The organism is Pseudomonas sp. Mn2068 (assembly GCF_049319725.1).
Taxonomy (GTDB): Bacteria; Pseudomonadota; Gammaproteobacteria; order Pseudomonadales; family Pseudomonadaceae; genus Aquipseudomonas; species Aquipseudomonas gingeri.
Genome location: NZ_JBMOUG010000022.1, coordinates 42,507 through 65,577 on the forward strand (window position 1 = coordinate 42,507; position 23,071 = coordinate 65,577).

At 62.1% G+C, this 23,071-nt stretch carries 22 protein-coding genes; 6 read left to right on the forward strand and 16 right to left on the reverse strand.

What is annotated here, in order from left to right; all coding sequences use genetic code 11:
* Positions 1-13 precede the first annotated feature (13 nt).
* The 12 genes from ACL9RJ_RS31130 to ACL9RJ_RS31185 all read right to left on the reverse strand — a co-directional run bounded on the left by ACL9RJ_RS31130 (position 14) and on the right by ACL9RJ_RS31185 (position 13,975).
* A complete protein-coding gene (locus tag ACL9RJ_RS31130) occupies positions 14-388 on the reverse strand; it encodes a transporter (RefSeq protein ID WP_017126336.1) in 375 nt (124 codons plus the stop codon).
* The gene (locus ACL9RJ_RS31135) at positions 385-1,305 is read right to left on the reverse strand and encodes an arginase (protein WP_178989762.1); all 921 of its coding nucleotides are present in this window, start codon (positions 1,303-1,305) and stop codon (positions 385-387) included. The genes ACL9RJ_RS31130 and ACL9RJ_RS31135 overlap by 4 nt, the downstream gene beginning before the upstream one ends.
* A gap of 320 nt (positions 1,306-1,625) precedes the next feature.
* The gene (locus ACL9RJ_RS31140) at positions 1,626-2,951 is read right to left on the reverse strand and encodes a sigma-54-dependent transcriptional regulator (protein ID WP_177084365.1); all 1,326 of its coding nucleotides are present in this window, start codon (positions 2,949-2,951) and stop codon (positions 1,626-1,628) included.
* A complete protein-coding gene (locus ACL9RJ_RS31145) occupies positions 2,948-4,849 on the reverse strand; it encodes a sensor histidine kinase (RefSeq protein ID WP_017126333.1) in 1,902 nt (633 codons plus the stop codon). Before ACL9RJ_RS31145 ends, ACL9RJ_RS31140 begins: the two co-directional genes overlap by 4 nt.
* A gap of 202 nt (positions 4,850-5,051) precedes the next feature.
* Positions 5,052-5,786, reverse strand: a complete 735-nt coding sequence (locus ACL9RJ_RS31150; RefSeq protein WP_017126332.1) for an amino acid ABC transporter ATP-binding protein — start codon at positions 5,784-5,786, stop codon at positions 5,052-5,054.
* On the reverse strand, positions 5,783-6,454 hold the full coding sequence (locus ACL9RJ_RS31155) for an amino acid ABC transporter permease (RefSeq protein WP_017126331.1): 672 nt from the start codon (positions 6,452-6,454) through the stop codon (positions 5,783-5,785). The genes ACL9RJ_RS31150 and ACL9RJ_RS31155 overlap by 4 nt, the downstream gene beginning before the upstream one ends.
* The gene (locus ACL9RJ_RS31160) at positions 6,454-7,200 is read right to left on the reverse strand and encodes an amino acid ABC transporter permease (RefSeq protein WP_017126330.1); all 747 of its coding nucleotides are present in this window, start codon (positions 7,198-7,200) and stop codon (positions 6,454-6,456) included. The genes ACL9RJ_RS31155 and ACL9RJ_RS31160 overlap by 1 nt, the downstream gene beginning before the upstream one ends.
* Positions 7,201-7,402: 202 nt before the next feature.
* Complete coding sequence (locus tag ACL9RJ_RS31165; RefSeq protein WP_017126329.1) at positions 7,403-8,329, reverse strand: glutamate/aspartate ABC transporter substrate-binding protein; 927 nt, start codon at positions 8,327-8,329, stop codon at positions 7,403-7,405.
* Positions 8,330-8,753: 424 nt separating this feature from the next.
* The gene (gene glpD / locus ACL9RJ_RS31170; protein ID WP_017126328.1) at positions 8,754-10,292 is read right to left on the reverse strand and encodes a glycerol-3-phosphate dehydrogenase; all 1,539 of its coding nucleotides are present in this window, start codon (positions 10,290-10,292) and stop codon (positions 8,754-8,756) included.
* 295 nt (positions 10,293-10,587) lie between these two features.
* The gene (locus ACL9RJ_RS31175) at positions 10,588-11,343 is read right to left on the reverse strand and encodes a DeoR/GlpR family transcriptional regulator (protein WP_017126327.1); all 756 of its coding nucleotides are present in this window, start codon (positions 11,341-11,343) and stop codon (positions 10,588-10,590) included.
* Positions 11,344-11,524: 181 nt separating this feature from the next.
* The gene (gene glpK / locus ACL9RJ_RS31180; RefSeq protein WP_017126326.1) at positions 11,525-13,030 is read right to left on the reverse strand and encodes a glycerol kinase GlpK; all 1,506 of its coding nucleotides are present in this window, start codon (positions 13,028-13,030) and stop codon (positions 11,525-11,527) included.
* 93 nt (positions 13,031-13,123) lie between these two features.
* Positions 13,124-13,975, reverse strand: a complete 852-nt coding sequence (locus ACL9RJ_RS31185; RefSeq protein WP_017126325.1) for an MIP/aquaporin family protein — start codon at positions 13,973-13,975, stop codon at positions 13,124-13,126.
* Positions 13,976-14,346: 371 nt separating this feature from the next.
* Here ACL9RJ_RS31185 and ybaK point away from each other — a divergent pair, with 371 nt between their 5' ends.
* Complete coding sequence (gene ybaK / locus ACL9RJ_RS31190; RefSeq protein ID WP_103033029.1) at positions 14,347-14,817, forward strand: Cys-tRNA(Pro) deacylase; 471 nt, start codon at positions 14,347-14,349, stop codon at positions 14,815-14,817.
* Between the two features lie 95 nt (positions 14,818-14,912).
* Positions 14,913-15,695, forward strand: a complete 783-nt coding sequence (locus tag ACL9RJ_RS31195; protein WP_017126323.1) for a PhzF family phenazine biosynthesis protein — start codon at positions 14,913-14,915, stop codon at positions 15,693-15,695.
* Positions 15,696-15,724: 29 nt separating this feature from the next.
* On the opposite strand, the gene ACL9RJ_RS31200 is transcribed toward ACL9RJ_RS31195, so the two are convergent.
* Positions 15,725-16,783: an ABC transporter ATP-binding protein gene (locus tag ACL9RJ_RS31200; protein WP_017126322.1), complete on the reverse strand. Its 1,059-nt coding sequence runs from the start codon at positions 16,781-16,783 to the stop codon at positions 15,725-15,727.
* The gene (gene argF / locus ACL9RJ_RS31205; protein ID WP_042935328.1) at positions 16,780-17,700 is read right to left on the reverse strand and encodes an ornithine carbamoyltransferase; all 921 of its coding nucleotides are present in this window, start codon (positions 17,698-17,700) and stop codon (positions 16,780-16,782) included. Before argF ends, ACL9RJ_RS31200 begins: the two co-directional genes overlap by 4 nt.
* Positions 17,701-18,130: 430 nt before the next feature.
* Here argF and ACL9RJ_RS31210 point away from each other — a divergent pair, with 430 nt between their 5' ends.
* The 3 genes from ACL9RJ_RS31210 (at position 18,131) to grxD (ending at position 21,177) form a co-directional block, all read left to right on the forward strand.
* On the forward strand, positions 18,131-18,421 hold the full coding sequence (locus ACL9RJ_RS31210; protein ID WP_017126320.1) for a hypothetical protein: 291 nt from the start codon (positions 18,131-18,133) through the stop codon (positions 18,419-18,421).
* A 137-nt stretch (positions 18,422-18,558) separates the two neighbouring features.
* A complete protein-coding gene (locus tag ACL9RJ_RS31215; protein WP_017126319.1) occupies positions 18,559-20,664 on the forward strand; it encodes a molybdopterin oxidoreductase family protein in 2,106 nt (701 codons plus the stop codon).
* A gap of 174 nt (positions 20,665-20,838) precedes the next feature.
* Positions 20,839-21,177 carry a Grx4 family monothiol glutaredoxin gene (gene grxD / locus ACL9RJ_RS31220; RefSeq protein ID WP_017126318.1) on the forward strand — a complete coding sequence of 113 codons (339 nt, stop codon included), beginning with the start codon at positions 20,839-20,841 and terminating at the stop codon, positions 21,175-21,177.
* A 91-nt stretch (positions 21,178-21,268) separates the two neighbouring features.
* Here grxD and bfr read toward each other — a convergent pair whose 3' ends face one another.
* The gene (gene bfr, locus ACL9RJ_RS31225; protein ID WP_017126317.1) at positions 21,269-21,742 is read right to left on the reverse strand and encodes a bacterioferritin; all 474 of its coding nucleotides are present in this window, start codon (positions 21,740-21,742) and stop codon (positions 21,269-21,271) included.
* 199 nt (positions 21,743-21,941) lie between these two features.
* Positions 21,942-22,160: a bacterioferritin-associated ferredoxin gene (locus ACL9RJ_RS31230; RefSeq protein WP_017126316.1), complete on the reverse strand. Its 219-nt coding sequence runs from the start codon at positions 22,158-22,160 to the stop codon at positions 21,942-21,944.
* Positions 22,161-22,459: 299 nt separating this feature from the next.
* Here ACL9RJ_RS31230 and ACL9RJ_RS31235 point away from each other — a divergent pair, with 299 nt between their 5' ends.
* Complete coding sequence (locus ACL9RJ_RS31235; protein WP_017126315.1) at positions 22,460-23,062, forward strand: peroxiredoxin; 603 nt, start codon at positions 22,460-22,462, stop codon at positions 23,060-23,062.
* The last annotated feature ends 9 nt before the right edge of the window (positions 23,063-23,071 follow it).

Here is a 23,071-nt window from a genome sequence, read left to right on the forward strand (position 1 = left end):
CATGAATTGAGTCTCAGCTACCGGCGATGGCAACCAGCATGACGCCCAGGGTGATCACCAGCGTGCCCATCCAGCGGCGCCGGCTGACGGTTTCCCCGAGCACCAGCTTGCCCGCCAGGACCACCCCGCAATAGGCCAGCGCGGCGGAAGGGAACAGCAGGCTCAGCGGGGCCCGCGACAGCGCCTCGAGCCAGACCAGGAATTCGACGGCATAGGCGCCGATGCCGCACCACAGCAGGGGCGCATTGAACACCTGGCCCCAGAAGGCATTCAGGCGAAAGCCGCCTTCGAGTTCCGGCAAGCGGTCCAGGCCGATCTTGAAACAGAGTTGGCCGACCACGTCGAGGACAATGGAAAAGGCCACCAGCAGAACAACGGTCAGGGTCACGGAAACAGCTCCTCGAACAGCGTGATCAACGCCTGGTTGGTGGTCGCGTTGCGCTGCAGGTCAGCGGCGCTCCAGCGTTCGGCCGGCGGTTGATCGGATTTGGCTTCCCAGCGCTTGAAGGCGTTGCTGAAGGCCGGTTTGGCGAATTCGCCGCAGATATCGATGCCGAGGATGCGCTTGTGCGCGGCCAGGGCCCGGATGGCATCGAGCAGGTGGGTCAGGCGCATGCCGCCCTGGTCCCAGTTGGTGGCGGCATCTTCGCTGGCCAGTACGTCCTTGTCGATGGTGATCCAGATGGCCTCGGTGGGCAGGTCCCGGATCAGCCGGTCGAGGAAGTCCGGCCAGTGTTCGTCGGCCAGGTTGCGCCAGTGCAGGTGGTTTTCCTGCTGCTGGTGGCCGGCACCGTCGCCGATCCGCCCCCAGACCTTGGACGGCGCATGCTGCCAGGGAAACAGCTGCAGGTCGCCGCGGCGCAGGGCACCGAGATTGCCGCCGCGCAGTTGCGGGGTATCGAGGTCTTCGCTGCATGGGCCGAGGGTGACGATACGCTTGATGTTCGGCAGCTTCAGCGCGCGGTTGACCCACGAGCCGCAATGCCGGCGTGGAGCCAGGTGCACCCAGTCGGGATGGTTGTCGAAGTGGATCAGGCTGACCGGCTCCGGCAGGTTGCCGAGGAAGGCCGGGGTCAGGTGATGGTAGTCGCCGGAGCCGACGAAATAGATGTACGGCTTGCCGGTGGCGGGCGCCGGAAGCTGGCGCAGGCGTTCGGCAAAGCGGCGGTAATGGCGTTCGGTGGTCCAGAGTCGCAGTTTGGGGCCCAGGTCCAGCAGGTCCAGGCGTTTCGCGCGACCGCTGTCGAGCAGGTGCCGGATCGGCGCCTGGGCCGTCAGGCTGTGGTCGAGATCTAAAATGTTCACAACGTCGATTTATCCGTGGCAGCGCCCCCACATCAAAGTACCTGGCCAGGCTGAAAGGCAGGCATTGCGGGCTTTGCCGGGTAAATGCAAAGGACGGGCCAGCCATGCCACGGGATCTTGAATGCGCAGGTACATCCGTGGGAGCCGGCTTGCTGGCGATAGCGGTTGGCCGGTCGAAGGTCATGTTGGCTGACCGATCGCTATCGCTGGCAAGCCAGCGCCTACAGGTGTGCGATGTGTTCGTGAGTGAGTTCAGCCCTGCAAGCGCAGGCCGATGCTCGCCAGCACACCAGGCGCAGCCTTGAAGAGCCAATCCCTATTCAGTGGCTTAGGCCGTATTTCTTGACCTTGTCGAACAGGGTGGTCTTGGCCATGCCCAGTTCCTGGCTGGCCTGGGTCAGGTTGCCGCCGCTGCGCTGCAGGGCGTCGTTGAGCAGGTTGCGCTCGAAAGCCTCGACCGCTTCGGCGAAGCCCAGGCCGCCGGTGCTCTGCGTGCCGGACTTCTTGAAGGCCGGCAGGCCGAGGGCGAAGCGCTCGGCGACATTGCGCAGTTCGCGCACGTTGCCCGGCCAGTCGTGGCTCATCAGGTTCGACAGGGTCTGGTTGTCCAGCTCCGGCGCGGCGCGGTCAAAGCGCAACGAGGACTGCTGCAGGAAGTGTTCGAACAGTTGCAGGATATCCTCGCGCCGCTCGCGCAGGGGTGGCAGTTCCAGGGTCACCACGTTCAGGCGGTAATACAGGTCGCTGCGGAATTCGCCAGCCTTGCCCAGTTCATCCAGGTCGGACTTGGTGGCAGCGATCACCCGGCAGTCCACCGCCACGCTCTGGTTCGAGCCCAGGCGTTCCAGGGTGCGTTCCTGCAGGACGCGCAGCAGTTTGATCTGCAGCGCAATCGGCATGCTTTCCACTTCATCGAGAAACAGCGTGCCACCATGGGCGTGTTCGATCTTGCCGATCCGGCGTTTGCCGGCACCGGTGAAGGCATTGGCCTCGTGGCCGAAGATCTCGCTTTCGAAAAGGTTTTCCGGCAGGCCGCCGCAGTTGAGGGCGACGAACTGTTGCGACTGGCGGCGGCTGAAGTCGTGCAGGCAGCGGGCGACCAGTTCCTTGCCGGTTCCGGTTTCACCTTCGATCAGCACGTTGGCCGAGGTATCGGCGACGTTGGCGATCAATTCCCGCAGATTCTGCATGGCCGGCGAGCGGCCGATGATCCGCCCCTCGAGGGAGTCGCGCTCGGCCAGTTGCCGCCGCAACGACCAGACTTCCCGCGCCAGGCCGCGTTGTTCCAGGGCGCGGCGGGCGACTTCGACCAGGCGCTCGGGAGAAAAGGGTTTTTCCATGAAATCGTAGGCACCGCTGCGCATCGCGCCGACCGCCATGGAGATATCGCCATGGCCGGTGATCAGCACCACCGGCAGGCTGCGATCGCGGGCCTTGAGGCGGGTCAGCAGTTCCAGGCCGTCGATACCCGGCAGGCGGATATCGCTGATGACGATGCCGGGAAAGTTGTCACCGATCCGCGCCAGGGCTTCTTCGGCACTGCCGACGCCTTCGCTGGGAATATCCTCCAGGGACAGCGCCTGCTGGCAGCCGAGCAGCACATGGGGATCGTCTTCGACGATCAGGACGGTCAGGTCGTTGTTCATATCGGCTCGGCCTTGGCAGGGTTGACCCGCGGTAAATGGAGGACGAAAGCGGTGCCGCCGGTGGCCGGGTGTTCCACCCCCAGGTGGCCGCCGGCTGCCGCGGCAAGGCTCGCGGAAAGGGTCAGGCCCAGCCCCAGGCCCTGTTCTCCGGGCTTGGTGGTGAAGAAGGGTTCGAACAGGTGCTTGCGTGCTTCGAGTTCGATGCCATGGCCGTTGTCGCGTACCAGCAGGCGATACTTGCCCTCGACGAAGTCGCCTTCCAGCCACAGTTCCGGCAGCGGCTGCGCCTGCATGGCATCGAGGGCGTTGCCGATCAGGTTGACGAGGATCTGTTCCAGGCGCGTCTGGTCGATCGCCAGCTGGACATCGTCATAGTCGCGATGGCTTTCCAGGTGCAGCGCCTCGATCCGGCTGTTGAGGACCTGCAGGGCCGCCTCGATGGCCTTGCCCAGGCTCGCCTCGCCCTTGTCGTCGCCGCGCCGGGCGAAGGAGCGCAGGCTGGCGGTGATGCGGCCCATGCGATCGATCAGTTCGTTGATGGTCCGCAGGTTGGTGCTGGCAGTCTCCAGCTCGCCGCGTTCGAGAAAACGCACGGTATTGCCGGACAGGGTGCGCAAGGCCGCCAGCGGCTGGTTCAGTTCATGGGCGATACTGGTGGACATCTGCCCGATGGCGGCCAGCTTGCCGGCCTGGACCAGTTCGTCCTGGGCGCGGCGCAGGGTTTCCTCGGCCTGGCGCCGTTCGCGGATCTGGTCCTTGAGGCGGTCATTGCTGGCGCGCAGGTCGACGGTGCGTTCGGTGATCCGTCGTTCCAGCTGGTTGTTGGCTTCCTGCAAGGCTTCGCGAGCGGCCAGCCGGGTTGCGATCACCTTGCGTCGCTCGTTCCAGGCGATCAGCAGGAATGCCACCAGGGCGAAGGCCACCGCCACCAGGATGCCCTGGTTGGCGGCTTCCCGGCGCAGGTCCTGCAACGGTGTGAGCAGGGTGAAATGCCAGGGCGTGTCGGCGAGGCCACGGGTCTGCGCCAGGTAGCTGACATTATCGCCGTCCTTGACCAGCTCGCTGTTGGCGGGGAAGGTCAGGGTTTCCACCCCTTCGGCCAGGCGTTCGCGGGCCAGCGGCTGCAGTTCGTTCAGCGGCCACCAGTAGTATTGCAGGCTGCGCGCCAGGCGCTCCTTGATCTCCGGGGTCAGCGGCCGGACCGACTTGAGGCGCCGGGTCGGATCGCTGGAGAGAATGATGATGCCGTTCTCGTCGCTGACGAAGGCTTCCAGGCGTGCTCGCTGCCAGCGTTCTTCGAGGGCTTCGAGGCGGACCTTGATCACTGCCACGCCGATGATCTTGCCTTGCTCCTCGAGCCCGTGGGCCAGGTAGTAGCCCGGCTCGCCGAGGGTGCTGCCGATGCCGTAGAAGCGTCCGGGCTGGCCGCGCACGGCGTCCTGGAAGTAGGCGCGGAACGACAGGTCTTCGCCCAGGTAGCTGTCGGCGTCGCGCCAGTTGCTGGTGGCGAGGACCCGGCCGGTGGTATCCAGGACATAGATCGCCCTGCTGCGGCTGCGGCGGTTGAGGCCTTCGAGGTATTCGTTGACGGTCTGGCGGTGTTCGGCGTCGGGGTCCTTGAGCAGGGCCGAGACGCTGGATTCGAGCTCCAGCAGGCTGGGGAGGTAGGTGTACTTGCTGATCTCGCTCTCGACGGTCCGGGCATGCAGCTCCAGCGCCCGTTCACCGCTCTCGCTGAGGGTGCGGATGCCGTAGTGTTCGCTGATGCGATAGCCGGCATAACCCAGGCCGATCATCAGCAGGATGACCAGGGGCGGCAGGAACAGGTGGCGGATCAGGCGGGGTTTCACGGCGAGTGATGGCGGCGTCGCGCGATAGGAATTGGGGTCGCATTTCATCACAGATGCCTTGGGTCAACCAGATCGTCTTTCTTGTGGAAACACTGATCGGGGTGTACGCGGAACCTGTAGGAGCGGGCTTGCCCGCGAAAGCGATACGGGTCGCGAAACCGGATATCGCCTGGAATAACGCCTTCGCGGGCAAACCCGCTCCTACCTATACCTGCTCGCGCGCCCTTGCGGGCGTGCGAGCCTGGCCGTTTCAGTGCTGCAGGATTTTCTCGAGGAAGTGCTGCGCACGGTCGGAGCGGGCGCTGATGTCGCCGAAGAACTCGTCCTTGTTGCAGTCTTCGATGATCTTGCCCTGGTCCATGAAGATCACGCGGCTGGCGACCTTGCGGGCGAACCCCATTTCGTGGGTCACGCACATCATGGTCATGCCTTCATGGGCCAGCTGGACCATCACGTCGAGCACTTCGTTGACCATTTCCGGGTCGAGCGCAGAGGTCGGTTCGTCGAACAGCATGACGATCGGATCCATCGCCAGGGCCCGGGCAATCGCCACGCGCTGCTGCTGGCCCCCGGAAAGCTGGCCGGGGTGCTTGTGGGCATGGGCCGACAGGCCGACGCGCTCGAGCAGTTGCAGGCCTTTCTTCGTCGCTTCTTCCTTGCTGCGGCCGAGGACCTTGATCTGCGCGATGGTCAGGTTCTCGGTGATGGTCAGGTGGGGGAACAGCTCGAAGTGCTGGAACACCATGCCCACCCGCGAACGCAGCTGCGGCAGGTTGGTCTTCGGGTCGGCGATGGAGGTGCCGTCGACCACGATATCGCCTTTCTGGAAGGGTTCCAGGGCGTTCACGCACTTGATCAGGGTCGACTTGCCGGAGCCCGACGGGCCACAGACCACGACCACTTCACCCTTTTTGACTTCGGTGCTGCAATCGGTCAGCACCTGGAAGTCGCCATACCACTTGTTGATGTTCTTGATAGAGATCATACGGCAAACCTTTTTTGCAGACGCTTGACCAGCAGCGAGGCGGCAAAGCTGATTGTGAAGTAGACCAGACCGGCGAAGATCAGGAACTCGTTGGAACGGCCGACGATGTCACCGCTCGAGCGCGAGGCGTTGAGGAAGTCCACCAGGCCGACGGTGTAGACCAGCGAGGTGTCCTGGAACAGGATGATGCTCTGTTGCAGCAGCAACGGGGTCATCTTGCGGAACGCCTGGGGCAGGATGATCAGGCGCATGGTCTGGCCATAACCCATGCCCAGCGCCTGGGCGGCACCCATCTGGCCCTTGGGGATCGACTGCACGCCGGCCCGGACGATTTCACAGAAATACGCCGCCTCGAACATCATGAAGGCCACGATGCAGGAGGTGAACGCACCGATCGGTGTGTCTTCGCCTGTGATCCAGCGCAATACGAAGGGGACCGCCAGGTAGAACCAAGTGATCACCAGCAGCAGCGGGATCGAGCGGAAATAGTTGACGTAGGCCCCGGCGACCCGCGACAGCAGCTTGCTGTGGGACAGGCGCATCAACGCCAGGATGGTGCCGAGGATGATCCCGCCGACGACGCCGAGAATCATCAGTTGCAGGGTCATCAGCATGCCGTTCCACAGGCCGGGAATGGCCGGGACGATGTCACTGAAGTCGAATTCCATTATTTACCCCCCACGGAGATCAGGCCGGGCACCGAGACTTTCTTCTCGACCACGCGCATGAGCAGCATCAGGCTCATGTTCAGGGTGAAGTAGATCAGTGTCGCCAGGGTGAAGGCTTCGAACAGGTTGGCGGAGAATTCGGCGGTCTGCTTGGTCTGCGCGAGCAGTTCCATCAGGCCGATCAGCGAGGCCACGGACGAGTTCTTGAAGACGTTGAGGAATTCCGAGGTAAGCGGCGGAATGATGATGCGATAGGCCTGGGGCAGCAGCACGTTCCAGTAGATCTGCGGCAGCTTGAAGCCCATGGCGCGGGCGGCCGCTTCCTGGCCGCGTGGCAGTGCCTGGATTCCGGTGCGTACCTGTTCGCAGACCCGCGCGGCGGTGAACAGGCCGAGGCAGATGACGACGCTGAGGTAGGCCGAGGTGGTCGGGTTCAGGTCCTGCTTGTACCAGTCCTGCAGGTTCTGCGGCAGCAGGTCGGGTACCAGGAAGTACCAGATGAACAGCTGGACCAGCAGTGGCACGTTGCGGAACAGCTCCACGTAGCAGGTCGCGATGCCCGATACGATGCGGTTTGGCACCGTGCGCATGACGCCAAGAATGGAGCCAAGCAGCAAGGCGACAAGCCAGGCCACGACGGCGATGGCGATGGTCCAGCCCAGGCCGGCGATATACCAGTCGAGATAGGTCTCGCTGCCCACGCCGGTGGACTTGAAGAACACGCCCCAGTCCCAGTTGTAATTCATTAGGGTCTCCCCTCGGATTCGATCGATGTACAAGCACGTGCTTCCCCGGGACTCCGCCCCGCCCGACAGCGTTCGTCAGGCACACGCGCACCGCTCGCGGTCCGAGTGTTGTTCCATGCAATCAATAAGAAGCCAGTACAGCAGGTGGTCAACAGGCTTCCAGGGCTGCCGCGGCGGCCCTGGAAACAAGGTTAGTCGCGACTCAGATTTTTACTTCAGGCGCTGGCTTGTCGCTTGGATTGGAAATCAGCTCCTTCACCTTGTCGCTCATCGGGAAGTTCAGGTTCAGGCCTTTCGGTGGAATCGGGCTTTCGAACCACTTGCTGTAGATCTTGTTGATCTCGCCGGACTTGTAGAGCGCGACGATGGCGTCATCCACCGCTTTCTTGAAGGCCGGGTCGTCTTTGCGAACCATGCAGGCGTAGGCTTCGAAGGACTGTGGAGTACCGGTGATGACCCAGTCATCCGGCTTCTTGGCCTTGGCTTCTTCACCGGCCAGCAGGGCGTCGTCCATCATGAACGCCACGGCGCGACCGCTTTCCAGCATCTGGAAGGATTCGCCGTGGTCCTTGGCGGAGATGACGTTCATGCCCATCTGCTTGTCGGCGTTCATCGCCTTGATGATGCGTTCGGACGTGGTGCCGGCGGTGGTCACGACGTTCTTGCCTTTCAGATCGGCAAAGTCTTTGTAGGATGGGTTGCCATCCTTGTCTTTCTTGACCAGCAGACGGGTGCCGATTTCGAACATGTTGATGGTGAAGTCAACTTGCTGGGCGCGTTCGGCATTGTTGGTGGTGGAACCGCACTCGATGTCGACGGTGCCGTTCTGAACCAGCGGAATACGGGTTTGCGAGGTGACCAGGTTGTACTTGGCCTGCAGGTCGGGCTTGTTCAGGTCTTTTTTCAGGGCCTCGACGATGGCCAGCTGAATGTCGTGGGAGTAACCCACTGGCTTGCCGGAAGCATCCGCGATGTAGGAAAACGGAATGGAGCTGTCGCGATGCCCGAGGGTGATGGTACCGGACTCTTTGATCTTCTTCAGGGTGCCGGTCAGTTCGGCGGCGAAAACTGGAGTGCTGATCAGAGCGGCAGCGATTGCTGCGCCCAGGATATGGGGAACGATGCGCATCAGATAATTTCCTCGAGATTGTTTTTTTTATGGAGCCGTTCAATCGACTCTCGGATACCTCGAACGGTTCGACCGGCTCAAGGGCGGACAGAACATTCGCTCAGAAGTGTAGAGCATGAGTCATGCCAGGCCAGGCGAGAGGGATTTAGGTGTTGATTTTAAAGGGATTTTAGTTCGAGTAGAGGCGGCGAGGCGGGAGCTATCGTCCGGTAAGCCGAATACTGGCCCGTGATGGCGTTCGGAAAGCCGAATGGGGAAGGGGCGGTGGGAATGGCTTGTTTTCGACGCTTGTGAGGATCTTGCGGTTGGCCTGGAACTTGTGGGAACCGGCTGGCCGGCGATGGCGTCCTGATCGACGCTGCAAGGCTTGGGGGCCTCATCGCCGGCCAGCCGGCTCCTGCAAAGGCCCCCGACTGGCCTGGAATCAGGCCGCTTCGATCTTGCTGCGATGCTGTTCGAGCTTGTCGAGATAGTCCTGCAGTTGCTGCTGCTCCGCCGGGCTGGTGAACAGGCCGAGCTTGCTGCGGCGCCAGAGGATGTCCTGGGCGGTGGTGGCCCATTCCTCGCTGCACAGGTAATCCACTTCGCGGCTGTAGAGGCCGCCACCGAGGTGCTCGCCCAGGTCGGCCAGGTCCTGCACGCCTTCCAGCAGGCGCCAGGTCCGGTTGCCGTAGCTGGTGGCCCAGCGACGGGCGATCTCGCTCGGCACCCAGTCGAAACGGCTGCGGATCGCTTGGGCCAGGGCCTGTGGCGTGGTCATCTGCTCACCGCCGGGCAGCGTCGCGGTGGCGGTCCAGCTCGGGCGCATCTGGGTGAAGAATGGCAGCAACTGGGCCATCGCCGACTCGGCCAGCTTGCGGTAGGTGGTCAGCTTGCCGCCGAATACCGACAGCAACGGCGCTTCCCCGGTATTCGCGGAGAGGGCCAGGGTGTAGTCGCGGGTGACCGCCGACGGGTTGTCGGATTCGTCATTGCACAGCGGCCGGACGCCGGAGTAGCTGTGCAGGATATCGCCGCGGGCCAGCTGCTTCTTGAAGTGCGCGTTGACCACCTTGAGCAGGTAGTCGGTTTCCGCCTCGGTGATCGTGACCTTGGCCGGATCGCCCTGGTATTCACGGTCGGTGGTGCCGATCAGGGTGAATCGTTCCAGGTACGGAATGGTGAACACGATGCGCTGGTCTTCGTTCTGCAGGATGTGCGCGTGTTCGCCTTCGTAGAGGCGCGGCACGATCAGGTGACTGCCCTGGATCAGGCGGATGCCGTAGGGCGAATCCAGTTTCAGGTCATCCTTGATGAATTTGGCGACCCATGGGCCGGCCGCGTTGACCAGGGCCTTGGCCTGGATCGAGAAGCGGGCGCCATCGGCGCGCTCCATTTCCAGGTGCCACTGGCCCTTGCTGCGACGAGCACTGACGCAACGGGTGCGGGTGTGGATATGGGCGCCTTTCTCGCGGGCGGCCATGGCGTTGAGAACGACCAGGCGGGCGTCGTCGACCCAGCAGTCGGAGTATTCGAAGCCTTTGCTGATCTCGGCCTTGAGCGGGCTGTCGGCACCGAATTTCAGGCTGCGGGAGCCGGCGAGTTTTTCGCGCTTGCCCAGGTGGTCATACAGGAACAGGCCGGCACGGATCATCCAGGCCGGACGCAGGTGCGGGCGGTGCGGCAGGACAAAACGCATCGGCTTGACGATATGGGGCGCCTTGGCGAGCAGCACTTCGCGTTCGGCCAGCGCTTCGCGCACCAGGCGGAACTCGTAGTGCTCCAGATAGCGCAGGCCACCGTGGATCAGCTTGCTGCTGGCCGACGAGGTATGGCTGGCGAGGTCGTCCTTTTCGCAAAGGAACACCGAAAGACCGCGACCGGCTGCGTCCGCGGCAATCCCGACACCATTGATACCACCGCCAATCACGGCGATGTCATAGATCTCGGCAAGGGGTGGTGCAGGCAAGGTGCTGGGGGTCATGGGTGAGCCTCGCGTTGGTCTTTCTATATTTGAATTCGAACATTAATGTTCATTTTCGAAAATAGTAGCGGATAAACGCGCACACGACCACCGAAGTCTGATTGAAAAAATTGATCAATACAGGCTGAAAGGAAAATTATCGAACATTGTAGGGCGATCGACGATGCGCCCGGGCGGGATATGGCGGCATGATCGTTCCTGCGCTCCGCGTGGGCATGCAGCCCGCGACGCTCCGCGTCACCTGCAGGACGGACGCGGAGCGTAGGAACGATCGTCAACGATCAGCGATTGAAACTCAGACCACTTCCAGGCGGATCTTGTGCTGGTTGAGCAGTTGCGCCAGGGCCGGGACCGGGGCCTGGTCGGTTACCAGGCAGTCGATCAGGGTGATCGGCCCCAGGCGCACCATGGCATTGCGGCCGAACTTGCTGGAGTCCGCCGCCAGAATGACCTGGCGGGCATTGGCGATGATCGCCTGGGAAACCCGCACTTCCTGATAGTCGAAGTCCAGCAGGCTGCCGTCTTCATCAATACCGCTGATGCCGACGAGGGCGAAGTCGACCTTGAACTGGTTGATGAAGTCGACGCTGGCCTGGCCCACCACGCCGCCGTCGCGACGGACGTTGCCGCCGGCCAGTTGCACTTCGAAGTCGTCCTTGGCACTGAGGATCGACGCCACATGCAGGTTGTTGGTGATGATCTTCAGCTGGTTGTGGTTGAGCAGCGCGCGGGCAATGGATTCGGTGGTGGTGCCGATATTGATGAACAGCGAGGCGTGATCGGGGATCTGTGCGGCGATGGACTCGGCGATACGCTGCTTTTCATCGCGCATCTGGTCGGCGCGCATGGCGTAGGCGGTGTTCTCCACGCTGGAGTCGTAGGCGGCCCCTCCGTGGTAGCGGCGCAGCAGGTTGGAGTCCGCCAGCTGGTTGATATCGCGGCGGATGGTTTGCGGGGTGACGACAAATAACTGGGCCATTTCCTCGATGCTGACATAGCCGCGTTCGCGGACCAGTTCGAGGATTTGCTGCTGGCGGGGAGGCAGATTCATGGGGCGTCCTTTTGGGCTGCCGTACAAATTCTTCCATCATGCCGCAGGAAGGACCTGTCTGCCACTTGCAGGGCCAATGAATCGTGGAGGAGCGGTGGTTGCGTCGTAAATCGGGCAATGTCTGTCGGTTAAGTCCCCTGTAGGAGCCGGCAAGCCGGCTCCTACAGGGGGCGTGTCCGGATTAGTTGCTGCCTTCGTGGGGTTCCCAGTCGCGGGTACGGCTCACGGCCTTTTTCCAGCCGTCGTAGAGTTTTTCCTTCTCGACTTCGGCCAGTTGCGGTTCGAACTCACGCTCGATCACCGCCTTGCCGCGCAATTCTTCCAGGCTGCCCCAGAAGCCGCACGCCAGGCCAGCCAGGTAGGCGGCGCCGAGGGCGGTGGTCTCGCGCATTTGCGGGCGCTCGACCTGGGTGCCGAGGATGTCGGCCTGGAACTGCATGAGGAAGTTGTTCGCCACCGCGCCACCGTCGACGCGCAACGCCTTGAGGCGCTCGCCCGAATCCTGCTGCATGGCGTCCAGCACGTCGCGGGTCTGGTAGGCAATCGATTCCAGGGCCGCGCGGATGATGTGGTCGACCCGCACGCCACGGGTCAGGCCGAACAGTGCGCCACGGGCATAGGGGTCCCAGTACGGCGCGCCCAGGCCGGTAAAGGCCGGGACCAGGTAGACGCCGTTGCTGTCCTTGACCTTGTTGGCGAAGTACTCGGTGTCGTGGGCGTCGTTGATGATCTTCAACTCGTCACGCAGCCATTGCACCGTGGAACCGCCGTTGAACACCGCCCCTTCCAGGGCGTAGGCCACTTCACCGCGGGGCCCGCAGGCGATGGTGGTGAGCATGCCGTGGTTGGATTTCACCGCCTTGGTGCCGGTGTTCATCAGCAGGAAGCAGCCGGTGCCATAGGTGTTCTTGGCCTGGCCGGGCTCCACGCACATCTGGCCGAACAGGGCGGCCTGCTGGTCGCCGGCGATCCCGCCGATGGCGATGCCGCTCTTGGTGCGGCCGTAGATTTCCGAGGACGATTTCACTTCCGGGAGCATTTCCCGGGGAATGTCCAGGAGCTCCAGCATCTTCGCATCCCATTCCAGGGAGTGGATGTTGAAGAGCAGGGTGCGCGAGGCGTTGGTGTAGTCGGTGACGTGGGTCTTGCCGCCGGTGAATTTCCAGATCAGCCAGCTGTCGACGGTGCCGAACAGCAGCTCGCCATTGCGTGCGCGTTCGCGGCTGCCTTCGACGTTGTCGAGGATCCATTTCAGCTTGGTCCCGGAGAAGTACGGGTCGGTGACCAGGCCGGTGGTTTCGCGGATGTAGTCTTCATGGCCGTCGCGCTTGAGCTGCTGGCAGATCTCGGTGCTGCGACGACATTGCCAGACGATCGCGTTGTAGATCGGGCGGCCGGTGGTCTTGTCCCAGACCACGGTGGTTTCCCGCTGGTTGGTGATACCGATGGCGGCGACCTGGTCATGGTGCAGGCCGGCCTGTGCCAGGGCCTCGACCATCACCGCGCTCTGGGTGGCGAAGATCTCCATCGGATCATGTTCGACCCAGCCGGCTTGCGGATAGTGCTGCTGGAATTCACGTTGGGCGGTGCAGACCACGTTGGCGTCGCGGTCGAAGATGATCGCCCGGGAGCTGGTCGTACCCTGATCGAGGGCAATGATGTAGTTCTTATTCTGAATGTCGGTCATTTTCGATTGCCTTGGACTGAAATAGGGAAAAATGGGGTCGGCGGACGTCGTCAGGGAAAACAACGCCCGCAGGGTCGGGCATGTTGCGGTGTTTCAGGAAGCCTGGACCTTTTTGGCAGCGGTCGTCGGTTCATCCTCTACAACAACGGCGGCACCGGGCAGATGGCGGGCAATCATCCCGCGATACAGCACAGCGCCAAGGCAGGCACCGACAATCGGTGCAAAAATCGGAATCAGGAAATACGGGATATCGCGTCCGCCGGTAAAGGCTATTTCACCCCAGCCGGCGAAGAAGGTCATCAGCTTCGGACCGAAATCCCGTGCCGGGTTCATCGCGAAGCCGGTCAGCGGGCCCATCGCACTGCCGATCACGGCAATCAGCAGGCCGATCAGCAGCGGCGCCAGGGGGCCGTTGGGCAAACCGTTGTTGTCGTCGGTCAGGGACATGATCACACCCATCAGGATGGCGGTGATCACCACTTCGACCAGGAACGCCTGGGCGGTGGTCAGGGCCGGATGCGGGTAGGTGGAGAACACCGAAGCCAGTTCCAGGCTGGCCTGCGAACCACGGATCATGTGGTGTGTCTGTTCGAAATCGAAGAAGAGGTTGCTGTAAAGCGTGTAAACCAACGCGGCGGCACAGAAGGCGCCGGCGACCTGGGCGAGAATGTAGAACGGCAGTTTGCGTTTTTCGAAGTCAGCGAACAGGCACAGCGCAATGCTGACGGCCGGATTGAGGTGAGCGCCGGAAACGCCGGCGGTCAGGTAGATCGCCATGCTGACTCCGATCCCCCAGATGATGCTGATTTCCCACAGACCAAAGCTGGCACCCGCGACCTTGAGCGCGGCAACGCAACCCGTGCCGAAGAAAATCAATAATGCGGTACCGAGAAACTCGGCAATGCATTGTCCCGACAGCGACGGTTGTTTCAAAGCGGTGGTCATTGGATACCTCGATTTTTGTTGTTGTCTGACGCCAATCCCGTTGGTTGGCGTGGTCTTTCGCCGACTTGCGGGGATCCCCATCCCTGAAAGCGGTGTGTCGCTGGGTACTGCTGGTGTAGGACTTTTATCTTCAGATTCGAAAAAATATAGACAAGAAACACTGCTGTCAAAGGTCGAAATTGAACTATCGTCCACATTCTGACTATTGATCGGATGAATGGAATGGTTTTGTCTGTCGGAGTCGGGCGCTGGGGATGATGCTTTCGACCTGTCCTTTAGCTTGAAATAGACGCTTGCACGTCGGTAATAGAGCCTTTTCCCCTGGGATGGCCTAAAATCCGGGCTTATCTTCCTACCCGTCGGGAATGACCATGACCCCTGCCTTGGACTTGCTGAAAAAAGTTCGTGCCGAACATCGTGTGCACAGTTACGAACATGATCCGAAAGCCGCTTCCTATGGCCTGGAGGCTGCGGAGAAGCTCGGCCTCGCGCCGGCCCAGGTGTTCAAGACCTTGCTCGCCAGCAGCGAAAAAGCCGAATTGCTGGTGGCGGTGGTACCGGTCGTCGGAAGTCTGGATCTGAAGGCCCTGGCCCACGCGGCAGGGGTCAAGAAAGTCGAAATGGCCGATCCTGCCGCGGCCCAGCGGGCCACCGGCTATCTGTTGGGCGGTATCAGCCCGCTGGGACAGAAGAAGCGCCTGCGGACTTTTATCGACCAGAGCGCGCAGTCCTTCGCGAGCATTTTTGTCAGCGCCGGGCGTCGTGGCCTGGAGGTGGAGTTGGCGCCGGCGGTGCTGGCCGAACACACCCAGGCGAAGTTCGCGGATATCGGCCGGGCCTGATCGGCGGGCTGTATGGTGGAAATCAGGCGTTTCTGTCACTAGGCGTCGGGCGACGTCGACGTCATGCTGGCTGGCAAAAACAGGGAGATGACGCCATGCAGCTTGAATTTCACCAGGTCGACGCTTTCAGCGAGCGCCCCTTCGGCGGCAACCCGGCTATGGTCTATCGGCTCGACGCTTGGCTGGCCGACGAACTGATGCAGAAGATTGCCGCCGAGCACAATCTGGCGGAAACCGCGTTTGTGGTCCGCGAGGAATCGGGATGGCGCATTCGCTGGTTTACCCCCACCACCGAAGTTCCCCTTTGTGGTCACGCGACCCTGGCCAGTGCCTTTGTCCTGTTCGAGGTCTATGGCGAAAGCCTGGAAAGTATCGACTTCGTCTGCAAGTCCGGTCCGCTGAGCGTCAGTCGCGAGGGCGATCTTCTATGGCTGGATTTTCCGGTCAGGGCGCCTGGCGGGCTCGGAGTCACCCTGGAGATCGAACGGGCGCTGGGCACGACAGTGGTCGATGTGCTCGGGGCCAACGAGTTGTTCGTGGTGCTGGCCTCGGAACAGGCGGTACGTGAATGCGCGCCCGATTGGGCGGCAGTGGCGAAGCTGCCCTGGCCCGGGGTGATCGTTACCGCGCCGGGCCAGCAGCATGATTTTGTCTCGCGCTATTTTGCCCCCGCCATTGGCATCAACGAGGACCCGGTCACCGGCTCGACCCATTGCGCGCTGATTCCCTACTGGGCGCAACGCCTGGGCAAGACCGCCTTGACGGCTTACCAGTGTTCGCAGCGGGGCGGCGAGTTGTCCTGCCGCCTGGAAGGCGATCGGGTGAAGATCGGTGGCAAGGCGACGCTGGTGGCGAGCGGGCGGCTGAGCCTGGCCTGAGAACACCGGAGCTACGCCGCCGCTCCGGCTCAGGTCGCGTGGTTCGACGCCTGGAACAGCACCAGGTGTTCGGCCGCGACGCGAATGCCGACATCGTCTCCCGGCAGGTGATCGGCATGGCTGGGGAAGATCGACTCCAGCTGGCTGCCGGTCGGCAGTCGCAGGCGATAGAGGGTCGAAGCACCGAGGAACGTCTTGCCGATGACCCGCGCCTTCAGCGGGCTGTGGGGGGCGTGGACGATATCGTCCGGACGCAGCAGCACGTCCACCGGGCCGCCCACGGGCCAGGCATAGGCCCGGTTGCCGCGCAGCATGCCCAGTTCGGTCTGCACCGACTCCGGACTGCTCAGTTGCCCGCGGATGAAGTAGCCCTGGCCGATAAAGCTGGCGACAAAAGGAGTCGCCGGCTCGTGATAGAGGTTGTACGGGGTGTCCCACTGCTCCAGCCGACCTTCCTTGAACACACCGACATGGTCGCTGACCGCGAAGGCTTCCTCCTGGTCATGGGTGACCAGGATCGCGCTGGTGCCGCGCAGCTTGAGGATGTCGCGTACTTCCTGGCTGAGCTTGCGCCGCAGTTCACCATCGAGGTTGGAGAAGGGTTCGTCGAGCAGCAGCAACTGCGGCTCCGGAGCCAGGGCGCGGGCCAGGGCCACGCGTTGCTGCTGGCCGCCGGAGAGCTCATGAGGATACCGCTTGCCCAGGCCCTTGAGGTTGACCAGCTCCAGCAACTCATCGATGACACGGTTTTTCTGCGGGTGCTTGCGGATGCCGAAGGCGATGTTTTGCGCGACGCTCAGGTGCGGGAACAGCGCGTAGTCCTGAAACACCATGCCGATCCGGCGTTTCTCCGGGGCCAGGGTGAACCCGGCGCTGGAGATGACTTCGCCCGCCAGCCGGATCTCGCCTTCATGGATCGGCTCGAAGCCGGCGATGGCGCGCAGGGTGGTGGTCTTGCCACAACCGGAGGAGCCCAGCAGGCAGCCGATATCGCCGGCGTTCAGGTGCAGGTTGAGGTTCTGCACCACCCGCTGGTCCTGATAACCGCAGGCCAGGTCGCGCAGATTCAACAGCAGCGGATGACTCATGCCGGGCGGTACGCCGGCCGGACCAGGAACTCCAGCAGGGCCTTTTGCGCATGCAGGCGGTTCTCGGCCTGGTCCCAGGCGACCGAACGCGGGTCGTCGAGCAGGTCGAGGCTGATTTCCTCGCCACGGTGGGCCGGCAGGCAATGCAGGAACAGCACGTCGGGAGCGGCCAGGTCGAGCAGTTCGCGGGTGACTTGCAGCGGCGCGAAGAGGGCGAGGCGCTTGGCGGTTTCCTCTTCCTGGCCCATGGAGGTCCAGACATCGGTGCTCACCAGGTGCGAGCCACGCACGGCCTCCCGCGGATCGCGGACCAGGCGTACCCGCTCGCCGGCCAGGGCCAGCAGCGCGGGGCTGGGTTCGTAGCCCTCGGGGCAACTGATGCGCAGTTGGAAGTCGAACTGGATCGCCGCTTCGATATAGCTGTTGCACATGTTGTTGCCGTCGCCGATCCAGGTCACGGTCTTGCCCTGGATCGAGCCGCGGTGTTCGAGGAAGGTCTGCATGTCGGCCAGCAACTGGCAGGGGTGCAGGTCATCGGACAGGCCGTTGATCACCGGGACGCGGGAATTGGCGGCGAATTCGGTGAGGGTGCTGTGCTTGAACGTACGCAGCATGACCACGTCGAGCATGCTCGACAGGACGATGGCGCTGTCGCCGATCGGCTCGCCACGGCCCAGTTGGGTGTCGCGTGGCGAAAGGAAGATCGCCTGGCCGCCGAGCTGGATCATGCCGGCCTCGAACGAGACGCGGGTACGCGTCGAGGACTTCTCGAAAATCATGCCGAGAATCCGACCCTTGAGTGGCTCGAACAGTACGCCGCGATCACGCAGGTCCTTCAGCTCGATGCCTCGACGAATCACGCTGACCAGCTCTTCGGGCGTGCAATCCATCAGGGAGAGAAAGTGCCTTGCGCTCATCATTAACTACCTTTTTGCAACAGACCGCAGATGCTCAAAGCCGGGTTTTTCGGAAAAACGGGCGAGACCTGCGGCGTAAGCCGCACGGGGCGACGAAATAGGGGAAGACGCGATCGTATAAGAAAATGTCGCGTGTTACCAATAGGAGGCTTTGTTTTGGCGCGCCGAAGGGAGGGAATGGAGCTGTTCCCAGCGGCTTTTCCGCGTCTGTCCAAGCCTGTTGTCATCATTACAGCCGGTGCACTTGTACACTGGCGTCGCGTCGCTTGGCAATTGAAGGCGGCGGCTACAGGCGGCTTCTGGTCGTTTTCTGAATCTCCGGTCGGGGTGTTTGCGTGCAGCATCACGCTCTCGGGCACAAGCGGAAACATTTCCTAAACTATGCTGCTAGGTTATAAATGTGTCATTGCAGACACACGGAGGCTTTGGAATGGAATCGAAGGAACAGCAACTCATGGAGTTGCTCAGGCTGACCGCCCAGGCGCTGACGCATATGACCGCTTCCGTGACGTCAATGTCTTTCGAATTGTTACGTAGCGAGGACGAAGTCACCCGTGCGGCCGGGCGGCGCATGATCGACCGCATGGCCACCATCAGTTCCGGTCTCGACGAGCACTGGCGTCTGATCGGCGAACTGACCGGCGTGCATGTCGCCCACGAGCAGGTCGAAACCGTCCAGGAAATCCAGCTGCAACCCGCCCCCAGACTCCCCCTGGCCTGATTCTCGCGGCCGTCATCGGCTCGCCTGATGCCCCTCGATTCACAAGACGAACGTCGCTGGCGGGCTTATCCGTCACGGGCCATAGTTCTATTCCCGCAACCTGAGCGAGGTTGCCTCGAATAAAACAGAGACTGGCCATGACCAAGACTCTTCATCACCGTGCCTGCCATCTGTGCGAAGCCATTTGTGGCCTGACCATCGAAACCACCACCAGCGAAGACCGGGTGCAGATCACCTCGATCAAGGGTGACCCCCTGGATACCTTCAGTCGTGGTCATATCTGCCCGAAAGCCGTGGCCCTGCAGGATATCCAGAATGACCCGGATCGCCTGCGCCAGCCGATGCTGCGGGTCGGCAGCGAATGGCAGCCGATCGAGTGGGAGGCGGCCTTTGCCCTGGTCGCCGAGCGCCTCGGGGCGATCCAGGCCCGGCATGGCCAGAACGCCGTGGCGATCTACCAGGGCAATCCCAGCGTGCACAACTACGGGCTGATGACCCACAGCAACTACTTCCTCGGTCTGCTGAAGACCCGCAACCGTTTCTCCGCGACTTCGGTCGACCAGTTGCCGCAGCACCTGAGCAGCTACCTGATGTACGGCCACGGCCTGCTGCTGCCGATCCCGGATATCGACAACACCGACTTCATGCTGATCCTGGGCGGCAACCCGCTGGCCTCCAACGGCAGCATCATGACCGTACCGGATGTGGAAAAGCGCCTGAAGGCCATCCAGGCACGTGGCGGCAAGCTGGTGGTGGTCGATCCGCGCCGCAGCGAAACCGCGGCCATGGCCGACCAGCACCTGTTCATACGCCCGGGCGGCGACGCGGCGCTGCTCTTTGGCCTGCTCAGTACCCTGTTCCAGGAAGGTCTTACCCGTGACAGCCATCTGCCGGTGGACGGCCTGGATGACGTCCGCGAGGCTGTGGCCGGGTTCACGGCTGAGGCCATGAGCTCGTTGTGCGCCGTGCCCGCCGAGCAGATCCGGCAGCTGGCGCGTGACTTCGCGGCGGCGGACAAGGCCGTCTGCTACGGGCGCATGGGAGTCTCCACCCAGGCCTTCGGCACGCTCTGTCATTGGTTGGTGCAACTGATCAACCTGGTGACCGGCAACCTCGACCGGGTCGGCGGTGCGTTGTGCACCAGCCCGGCGGTGGACCTGGTGGCCTCGACCGCGGGCGGGCATTTCAACCGTTGGCAGAGCCGGGTTTCCGGCTTGCCGGAGTACGGTGGCGAGCTGCCGGTGTCGGCGCTGGCCGAGGAAATGCTCAGCGAAGGCGAAGGGCAGGTGCGGGCGCTGGTCACCGTGGCCGGCAACCCGGTGCTGTCGACACCCAACGGCCGCCAACTGGAACAGGCGCTGGATGGCCTGGAATTCATGGTCAGCATTGACCTGTATATCAACGAGACCACCCGCTACGCCGATCTGATCCTGCCCTCGACCTCGGCGCTGGAGAACGATCACTACGACACCACCTTCAACATGTTCGCCGTGCGCAACGTCACGCGTTTCAACCGGGCGATCCTCGCCAAGCCGGAAGGCGCCCTGCATGACTGGGAGATCTTTGTCGGCCTGGCCAAGGCGTTTGCCGCGCTGACGGGCAAGGAACTGAAGCCGACGATGCCGCCGGCGCAGATGATCGACATGGGGCTGCGCCTGGGGCGTTACGGCGATGCTTCCGAGCACAAGCTGTCGGTACAGGCCCTTGCCGGGCATCCCCATGGCGTCGACCTCGGGCCTTTGCGCCCGAATCTCGGCAAGCGCCTGAAAACCCCGGAACAGCGTGTCCAGGCCGCGCCGCCGGAGATCCTCGCCGACCTGGCGCGCTTCGCCGCGCAGCAGGTGCCCGAGGCGGGCGAACTGCTGATGATTGGGCGGCGGCATGTGCGCAGCAACAACTCCTGGATGCACAACTACCATCGGCTGGTGAAGGGCAAGCCGCGCCACCAGTTGCTGATGCACCCCGACGACCTGGCCAGCCGCGGGCTCGATGACGGGCAGCGGGTCCGGGTCAGTTCGCGGGTCGGGATGATCGAGGTCGAGGTACTCGCCAGCCTGGAGATGATGCCGGGGGTGGTGAGCCTGCCCCATGGTTGGGGGCATGCCCGGCCGGGCGTGCAGATGAGCATCGCCAGCGGCCAGCCGGGCTCCAGCGCCAATGACCTGACCGATGAGCGCCAGTTGGATGAATTGTCGGGCAATGCTGCGCTGAACGGCGTTCCGGTGCAGGTGGCGGCGGCCTGAGTCTGGGGTTTGCGTATGGCAGCGGACATTATGGCCGCGGGCTTGCCCGCGAACCGCCGCAGGCGGCCAGGCAGACGCGATATCCGTCGGGGAGACCGAGCACCACGCTCGGCTTTCCGATACAATGCGTCACCGTGCCGACAACTGAGTCGGAAAGTTTAGCCGAGGTGTTCCATGGATATCATCGAAACGATTAAAGAGCAGATTGCCAACAACACCATTCTGCTTTACATGAAAGGCTCGCCGAATGCCCCTCAATGTGGCTTCTCCGCGAAAGCCGCTCAAGCTGTCATGGGCTGTGGTGAGAAGTTCGCCTACGTGGACATCCTGCAGAACCCGGAAATTCGCGCCAACCTGCCGAAGTACGCCAACTGGCCAACCTTCCCGCAACTGTGGGTCGGCGGTGAGCTGGTCGGCGGTAGCGACATCATGGCTGAAATGTTCGCCAACGGTGAACTGCAGAGCCTGATCAAGGACGCTGCCGAAAAAGCCGCGGCCAAGACCGAAGCCTGATTTCGCCAGACCCCGGACAGCGTCCAGCGCTGCCGGGGATAAAAAAGCCCCGCCTCTCCATAAGAGGGCGGGGCTTTTTACTGGAGGCGGGTTATTCGTCGCCCATCTGCGATTGCAGATAGTTTTCAATACCGACCTTGTCGATCAGGCCCAATTGGGTTTCCAGCCAGTCGATGTGTTCTTCTTCGGATTCGAGGATGTCTTCCAGCAGTTCGCGGCTGCCGAAGTCACCGGTCTTTTCGCAGTGGGCAATCGCTTCTTTCAGATCCTTGTGGCCTGTTCTTTCGATCTTCAGGTCGCACTCGAGCATTTCCTTGGTGTTCTCGCCGATATGCAGCTTGCCCAGGTCCTGCACGTTCGGCAGGCCCTCGAGGAACAGGATGCGCTTGATCAGCTTGTCCGCGTGTTTCATCTCGTCGATGGACTCGTGGTACTCGTGCTTGCCCAGCTTGTTCAGGCCCCAATCCTCATACATGCGGGCATGCAGGAAGTATTGATTGATCGCGACCAGTTCATTGGCAAGGATCTTGTTGAGATGCTGGATGACTGATTTGTCGCCTTTCATGATGGGGTCCTGCCCTGTAATAGCTGTCTATAAGGCAGAGTTTGATCCCGGCAACTTCGAGTGTCAAACCTAAGTTATTGAATAATATATGAAAATTAATCGGAATAAGAATGTTTGTGTTCCGCGTCTCGGCGCTAAGCGATTGAATTACAGGCATAAAAAAACCGGACATCAAGTCCGGTTCTTTGAATCGCGGTATTTACGCCGCTGAAAATTCTACCGCGTAAGGCAGGGCAGCCTGGCTGCTTTGCAGCTCGGTCAGGGTTTCACGTACCACTTGCTTGGCCAGGCACGCACATTTGCCGCATTGGCTGGCAACACCGGTCGCCTGGCGCACTTCGCGGTAGCTGCAGCAACCCTCGAAGATCGCATCGCGGATTTGTCCGTCGGTGACGCCAGTGCAGAGGCAGACATACATAAGGTGAGAACCGTCGCTGGTTAGGGCTCAATTGCCATGGATCTTAATGTTAACGAGAATGATTGTCAAAGTGGTTTATGTAAGCTTTTTGTCAGTTCGGCGATTGGCTGACGAACGGAGACCGGCGCCTGGCGATCGGTGTCGGGACGACTTTGCAAAAACCGTTTAGGAGCGTCAAAAAACGCGGTGTATGATGGTCGGTTCCAAGGACACGGGATCGTGTCACAGGCTTGTCGCTCAAGGCTGGCAGGCTGGGCGCACGATCTTGTTCTGAACGTTACTACACCAGGAGATATCCAATGAGCGTACTCGTAGGCAAACAAGCCCCCGACTTCACCGTCCCGGCCGTATTGGGCAATGGCGAAATCGTCGACAGCTTCACCCTGTCCTCGGCCATCAAAGGCAAATACGGCCTGGTGTTCTTCTACCCGCTGGACTTCACCTTTGTCTGCCCGTCCGAGCTGATCGCCCTGGACCACCGCATGGACGATTTCAAGGCGCGTAACGTTGAAGTGGTTGCCGTTTCCATCGACTCGCACTTCACCCACAACGCCTGGCGCAACACGGCCATCAACGATGGCGGCATCGGCAAGGTCAAGTACACCATGGCTGCCGACATGAAGCACGAAATCGCCAAGGCCTACGACGTTGAGTCCGAAGGCGGCGTGGCTTTCCGTGGCGCGTTCCTGATCGACGACAAGGGTGTTGTCCGTTCGCAGATCATCAACGACCTGCCGCTGGGCCGTAACATGGAAGAGCTGATCCGCCTGGTCGACGCCCTGCAATTCCACGAAGAGCACGGTGAAGTCTGCCCGGCCAACTGGAAGAAAGGCGACAAGGGCATGAACGCTTCGCCAGAAGGCGTTGCTGCTTACCTGACCGAGAACGCCGGCAAGCTGTAAGCCGCCGTT

Bases quoted from the DNA above. Each gene is read 5' to 3' on its own strand.
- ACL9RJ_RS31235 (WP_017126315.1), top strand. From the start codon at position 22,460: ATGAGCGTACTCGTAGGCAAACAAGCCCCCGACTTCACCGTCCCGGCC.
- ACL9RJ_RS31185 (WP_017126325.1), bottom strand. From the start codon at position 13,975: ATGACCACCGCTTTGAAACAACCGTCGCTGTCGGGACAATGCATTGCC.
- ACL9RJ_RS31230 (WP_017126316.1), bottom strand. From the start codon at position 22,160: ATGTATGTCTGCCTCTGCACTGGCGTCACCGACGGACAAATCCGCGAT.
- glpK (WP_017126326.1), bottom strand. From the start codon at position 13,030: ATGACCGACATTCAGAATAAGAACTACATCATTGCCCTCGATCAGGGT.
- grxD (WP_017126318.1), top strand. From the start codon at position 20,839: ATGGATATCATCGAAACGATTAAAGAGCAGATTGCCAACAACACCATT.
- ACL9RJ_RS31195 (WP_017126323.1), top strand. From the start codon at position 14,913: ATGCAGCTTGAATTTCACCAGGTCGACGCTTTCAGCGAGCGCCCCTTC.
- glpD (WP_017126328.1), bottom strand. From the start codon at position 10,292: ATGACCCCCAGCACCTTGCCTGCACCACCCCTTGCCGAGATCTATGAC.
- ACL9RJ_RS31160 (WP_017126330.1), bottom strand. From the start codon at position 7,200: ATGAATTACAACTGGGACTGGGGCGTGTTCTTCAAGTCCACCGGCGTG.
- ACL9RJ_RS31215 (WP_017126319.1), top strand. From the start codon at position 18,559: ATGACCAAGACTCTTCATCACCGTGCCTGCCATCTGTGCGAAGCCATT.
- ACL9RJ_RS31175 (WP_017126327.1), bottom strand. From the start codon at position 11,343: ATGAATCTGCCTCCCCGCCAGCAGCAAATCCTCGAACTGGTCCGCGAA.
- argF (WP_042935328.1), bottom strand. From the start codon at position 17,700: ATGAGCGCAAGGCACTTTCTCTCCCTGATGGATTGCACGCCCGAAGAG.
- ACL9RJ_RS31145 (WP_017126333.1), bottom strand. From the start codon at position 4,849: ATGAAATGCGACCCCAATTCCTATCGCGCGACGCCGCCATCACTCGCC.
- ybaK (WP_103033029.1), top strand. From the start codon at position 14,347: ATGACCCCTGCCTTGGACTTGCTGAAAAAAGTTCGTGCCGAACATCGT.
- ACL9RJ_RS31155 (WP_017126331.1), bottom strand. From the start codon at position 6,454: ATGGAATTCGACTTCAGTGACATCGTCCCGGCCATTCCCGGCCTGTGG.
- ACL9RJ_RS31165 (WP_017126329.1), bottom strand. From the start codon at position 8,329: ATGCGCATCGTTCCCCATATCCTGGGCGCAGCAATCGCTGCCGCTCTG.
- ACL9RJ_RS31140 (WP_177084365.1), bottom strand. From the start codon at position 2,951: ATGAACAACGACCTGACCGTCCTGATCGTCGAAGACGATCCCCATGTG.
- ACL9RJ_RS31150 (WP_017126332.1), bottom strand. From the start codon at position 5,786: ATGATCTCTATCAAGAACATCAACAAGTGGTATGGCGACTTCCAGGTG.
- ACL9RJ_RS31200 (WP_017126322.1), bottom strand. From the start codon at position 16,783: ATGAGTCATCCGCTGCTGTTGAATCTGCGCGACCTGGCCTGCGGTTAT.
- ACL9RJ_RS31210 (WP_017126320.1), top strand. From the start codon at position 18,131: ATGGAATCGAAGGAACAGCAACTCATGGAGTTGCTCAGGCTGACCGCC.
- bfr (WP_017126317.1), bottom strand. From the start codon at position 21,742: ATGAAAGGCGACAAATCAGTCATCCAGCATCTCAACAAGATCCTTGCC.